Genomic DNA, 3,368 nt, shown 5'->3' with positions numbered 1-3,368 from the left:
ACAGCCCAGCGGAGCACTCGAAGGAGGAAGAAGCCCCTGGCCACGGCCTCGGTCACTCAGCGGGGCTCAGGAGAACTCGCGGGATGTCGCACAGTAGGCCGAGTGGGTCCACAGGCCGGTAGTCGCCATGTGGGGCACAGGGACGTCTGTCGGGCTGCTGCCGTCGTGCAGTTGGAAGACGGCGGAGGCCACGAAGGCCAGTACGTCGAGCGGCTCCCACAGGCTGGTCCAAGAGGCGAGGGACGGGGGAAGAGCAACGCGTCGGTCACCGGCGTACGGCTGGAGCTGGCCGCCGCGGGGGTCGCAGACGTGGAAGAAGGCCGCCTGCGAGCCGAAGGTGAGCAGCTTCTCGGTCCACAGTGGGCTGGTCCCGGTGGCCATGTCCACAGCGACGACCCCGCTGAGGCTGTGGGCCACCACCCGCACCGGGCGGTTCGGGTGTCGGCCGAGCGCGGGGTCGATGGCGTCGATGCGGTCCCGTACTCGGGTGTGGATCGCGGCCTGGTGGCGCTGGTAGACGAGGACGTCCCCGAGGAAGCGCGCCGTTCCGGGGCCGAACCGGAGCCTCAGCGCGTGGTTCATCCGGCCGGCGGTCGCCTTGACGGCGGCGCCGGCCACCCGGTCCAGGTCGATCAGCCGCCTGCGGACCAGGGTGCGCAGCCGCCCTTCGGTGTCGGCCGCTCCGGGGCCGCGCAGTTCGGCGTAGCCCCGTTCCTCGTCGGGGACGGCGTCGGCCGGAGACGTCTGCCAGGCGATCGGCCCCGGCTCCGCCGGTCGTCGCGTATCGCGTACGGGATCTTGAGGACACGAGCCGCCCATGGCAGGCTCATGGCGCATGATCGACGACTTCGCGAAGGACAACCTGCACGGGAGGCTGCGGCGGGACCGCGCGGCACTGCTCTGGAAACTCGACGGCTTGTCCGAGTACGACGCCCGCCGGCCCCTGACGGCGACCGGGACCAACCTCCTCGGCCTGGTCAAGCACGTGGCCACCGTCGAGGCCAGGTATTTCGGCGAGGTCTTCGGCCGCCCGTCCCCGGAACCGCTGCCCCGGTGGCAGGACTCCGACGGCGGCGACCTGTGGGCGACCGAGAACGAGACCCGCGATCAGATCATCGGGTTCTATCAGCGGACATGGGAACACTCGGACGCGACGATCGACGGGCTTCCCCTCGACGCCCCCGGCCACGTGCCGTGGTGGCCGGAGCCCCACGCCCGCACGAACCTGTTCGCCGTCATGGTCCACGTCCTCGGCGAGTGCGTCCGGCACGCCGGGCACGCCGACATCCTGCGCGAGGGCCTCGACGGCCGGACCGGGCTGCGCCCCGAACACGAGAAGGAGATCGACGAGCGAGCCCGTGCGGCCCACCGCGCGAAGATCGAGCGGGCCGCCAGGTCGGCCGCGCCGATCGAGGCTCGGAGGTCGTCTCAGTGACGTGACGCTCGTGCGCCGCCGGCGACGCCCGCCGCCGAGCTGCCGCCGCGCTCCTCGGCGGGCCGGGTGAGCGCCCGGAGTCCCGTTACCGCGTCGGCCGCACAGCGCGCCGCACCCGCCGCCACCATCTGGCCTGGCCGCGCCAGTACGGGTACTGGTGGTGGGTGAGGCGGGTCTCGGTGTGGTCGGGGCCCAGTTCGGCCTTGGTACGGGCGAGGGCTTTCCCCGCTATGGCCAGAGGTTCCTGCCGCGCCCCGCGCTGACAGCCGAACGGTGCCGACCGCGCCGGTGCTCATCGCCGTGCGGCCAGGTCCGGATCGCGCAGCGGTCGAAGGCCCCTTACTGGGCCTTGTAGCCGCCGTCGACGTTGAGGATGGTTCCGGTGACGAAGGACGCGGCGGGGGAGGCCAGCCAGGCGATGGCCTCGGCGACCTCGGTGGGGCGGCCGATCCGGTTGACCGGCTGGAGGGCGGCGATGGCGGCCTCGTCCCAGGTGCCGGCCTCGATGGCGGTGTTGAGGATGTCGGTCTTGATGGAGGCGGGGGCGACGGCGTTGATGCGGATGCCGTCGGTGGCGTATTCGAGGGCGGCGGACTTGGTGAGGCCGACCACGGCGTGCTTGGTGGCGGAGTAGTTGGCCGCGTAGCGGATGCCGCCCAGGCCCGCGATCGAGGCCAGGTTGACGATGGAGCCGCCGGGGGTGTCCTGGGCCAGCATCTGCTGGATCTGGTACTTCATGCTCCAGAAGACGCCGAGGACGTTCGTGGTGAGCATCTGCTGGAAGCGGCTGGTGGGTTCGTCGGCGAGGCGGCCGCGGTCGAGGGAGATCCCGGCGTTGTTGACCGCGACGTCGAGGCGGCCGTAGCGCTCGACGGTGGCCGTGACGAGGGCGGCGACGGATTCCTCGGAGTCGACGTCGGCGGTGATGAAGGCGGCTTCGCCGCCGTGGTTGCGGATCTCACGGACGACGGCCTCGCCCGCTTCCCTGCGGCGGCCGGAGACGACGACGGCGTGGCCGGCGCGGGCCAGGGCGAGGCTGGTCTCCTTGCCGATGCCGGTGGTGGCGCCGGTGACGAGGGCGACGCTGGGAACGCTCATGGTGGTGGACCTCTTTCGGGCGAGGGTGGGCACGGTCGGCTGCCCCGGTTTAGGAGACCGCCGGTCTGTTGTGTTCCAACTTAAGAGACCGACGGTCTGATGTCAAAAGACCGGCAGTCTGTAATATGGGGGCATGGCGACTTTCCAGCGGGCGCGCAGCGAGGAACAACGCGAGATCCGGCGGCGGGCGATCCTCGACACCGCGGCGGCGATGCTCGACGAGATGCCCGTGGGCGCGCTCAGCCTCAACGAGCTGAGCCGGCGCGTGGGCCTGGCGAAGTCCAACGTGCTGCGCTACTTCGAGTCACGCGAAGCCGTCCTGCTGGAACTGCTGGACCGCGACTGGCGGCAGTGGAACGCCGCGCTCGCCGAACAGCTCGCCGCCTCGGTCACCCCCGACGCCCCGCCGATGCGGCGCGGCCGGGAGTTCGCCGCCGTCCTGACGCACTCCCTCGCGCGGCGCCGGGTGCTGTGCGACCTGCTCAGCGCCCAGGCGGGCGTCCTGGAACACAACGTCTCCGCGGACGTGGCCGCCCGCTACAAGCGGGCGGCCATCGAGAACGTCGCCGCCCTGGCCGCGCTCGCCCGCCGGCACCTGCCCGAACTCGGCGGCCACACCGACCGGTTCTGCGCCCAGGCCGTCATGGTGAGCGGCGCGGTGTGGACCCACGCCCGGCCCTCCGCCGCCATGCTCGCCGCCTACGAGGCCGATCCCTCGCTCGCCGCCCTGCGGATGGACTTCTCCACCACCCTGGAGGAGATGCTGACGACCCTCATCGCGGGCACCCTCGCCGGCGCGGAGTGACCGGGCGCCGGGAATTCGTCCGGCCGAGGC

4 protein-coding genes are annotated in these 3,368 nt (G+C 71.9%); 2 read left to right on the top strand and 2 right to left on the bottom strand.

Annotation, left to right across the window (positions count from 1 at the left end; all coding sequences use genetic code 11):
* Window positions 1-66 precede the first annotated feature (66 nt).
* On the bottom strand, window positions 67-837 hold the full coding sequence (locus ACFRMQ_RS39460; protein WP_380735725.1) for a hypothetical protein: 771 nt from the start codon (window positions 835-837) through the stop codon (window positions 67-69).
* Here ACFRMQ_RS39460 and ACFRMQ_RS39455 point away from each other — a divergent pair.
* Window positions 836-1,435, top strand: a complete 600-nt coding sequence (locus ACFRMQ_RS39455) for a DinB family protein (RefSeq protein ID WP_380735724.1) — start codon at window positions 836-838, stop codon at window positions 1,433-1,435. The two genes, ACFRMQ_RS39460 and ACFRMQ_RS39455, sit on opposite strands and share 2 nt — an antisense overlap.
* A 339-nt stretch (window positions 1,436-1,774) precedes the next feature.
* Here the strand turns inward: ACFRMQ_RS39455 and ACFRMQ_RS39450 are convergent, their stop codons facing one another.
* Window positions 1,775-2,533, bottom strand: coding sequence for a glucose 1-dehydrogenase (locus ACFRMQ_RS39450; protein WP_380735723.1), 759 nt, complete (start codon window positions 2,531-2,533; stop codon window positions 1,775-1,777).
* Between the two features lie 133 nt (window positions 2,534-2,666).
* Here ACFRMQ_RS39450 and ACFRMQ_RS39445 point away from each other — a divergent pair, with 133 nt between their 5' ends.
* Window positions 2,667-3,338: a TetR/AcrR family transcriptional regulator gene (locus tag ACFRMQ_RS39445; protein WP_380735722.1), complete on the top strand. Its 672-nt coding sequence runs from the start codon at window positions 2,667-2,669 to the stop codon at window positions 3,336-3,338.
* Window positions 3,339-3,368 lie beyond the last annotated feature (30 nt).

Origin of the sequence: Kitasatospora sp. NPDC056783 (assembly GCF_042789895.1) — a bacterium.
In the GTDB taxonomy this organism is placed as follows: domain Bacteria; phylum Actinomycetota; class Actinomycetes; order Streptomycetales; family Streptomycetaceae; genus Kitasatospora.
The sequence above is the reverse complement of the archived record's forward strand: the minus strand, read 5'-3'. Positions and strand labels throughout refer to the sequence as shown.

What these genes read in the sequence shown, in the direction of transcription:
- ACFRMQ_RS39460 (WP_380735725.1), bottom strand. Translation starts at nt 837, where the DNA reads ATGCGCCATGAGCCTGCCATGGGCGGCTCGTGTCCTCAAGATCCCGTA.
- ACFRMQ_RS39445 (WP_380735722.1), top strand. Translation starts at nt 2,667, where the DNA reads ATGGCGACTTTCCAGCGGGCGCGCAGCGAGGAACAACGCGAGATCCGG.
- ACFRMQ_RS39450 (WP_380735723.1), bottom strand. Translation starts at nt 2,533, where the DNA reads ATGAGCGTTCCCAGCGTCGCCCTCGTCACCGGCGCCACCACCGGCATC.
- ACFRMQ_RS39455 (WP_380735724.1), top strand. Translation starts at nt 836, where the DNA reads ATGATCGACGACTTCGCGAAGGACAACCTGCACGGGAGGCTGCGGCGG.